2 protein-coding genes are annotated in these 841 nt (G+C 70.2%); both read right to left on the minus strand.

Annotated features, from left to right (window positions below; translation table 11 throughout):
• A partial coding sequence (locus CCN37_RS36250) for an ATP-binding protein (protein ID WP_143261983.1) occupies positions 1–210 on the minus strand: 210 nt, incomplete at its 3' end.
• A gap of 17 nt (positions 211–227) precedes the next feature.
• A partial coding sequence (locus CCN37_RS36255) for a beta-galactosidase trimerization domain-containing protein (RefSeq protein ID WP_210408371.1) occupies positions 228–841 on the minus strand: 614 nt, incomplete at its 5' end.

Here is an 841-nt window from a genome sequence, read left to right on the forward strand (position 1 = left end):
CGTGGCCTCTGCGCCGGTCGCCGTGACCACCAGCAGGCCATCCGCGCGGCAGCCGTCGAGCACCGCTCTGGCCAGACGGGACTTGCCGATCCCGGCCTCCCCGGTGAGCAGCACTCCGCCCCGCTCGCCCCGCCGCAGCACCGCCGAGATCGACTCCAGCTCGGCGCGGCGGCCGGTGAGCGGCCAATCCGCGTGGCTGCCAACGGTCATCGCCGGATGGTAAGTGCTCACCGCAGCACGGCGACACCTCGTTCCTGGAGCACGACGTGCTTGGTAGGAGCGCTCTCACGCGCGAGGAGGTCCGTCATCGGCCGATCCAGGTCCACAGTGGACGGATGCGCGTTGTGGTTGAGCAGGAACAGGAAGTCACCACGCCGCACCGCCTGCACGCCACGCGGTAGCCCGGCCACCACGGGTTCGACGCCCGCGCGCGCCACCACGTGCTCGGTAAGCGCTTGCAGCAGCGAAGGATCTGGGCGGGTGCCGAGGTACCACGCGACGCCGGAGCCGAAGTCCGACCTGGTCAGCGCCGGGCTGCCGTCAGCGAAACGCCCCAGGACCTCCGCTCCCTCAGTGGTGATCCGCTCCGACCACAACGTCGCGCCGCCCGCTTCGCCGAGCAGTTCCACGTCGACCACCTGGCCCGCGTCCAACGGGCGGAACTCGTCCACGCGCAGGCCCAGCAGCTCGCGGAACGGCGCTGGATAGCCGCCGAGGTGCACGCGGTCGTACTCGTCGACGATGCCGGAGAAGAACGACATCAGCAGGTGACCGCCCGCGCGCACGTACTCAGTCAGGCGAAGAGCGTTTTCCGGGCTGACCAAGTAGAGGTTCGGCACCA

This window comes from Allokutzneria sp. NRRL B-24872, from assembly GCF_002155965.1.
Lineage (GTDB): Bacteria > Actinomycetota > Actinomycetes > Mycobacteriales > Pseudonocardiaceae > Allokutzneria.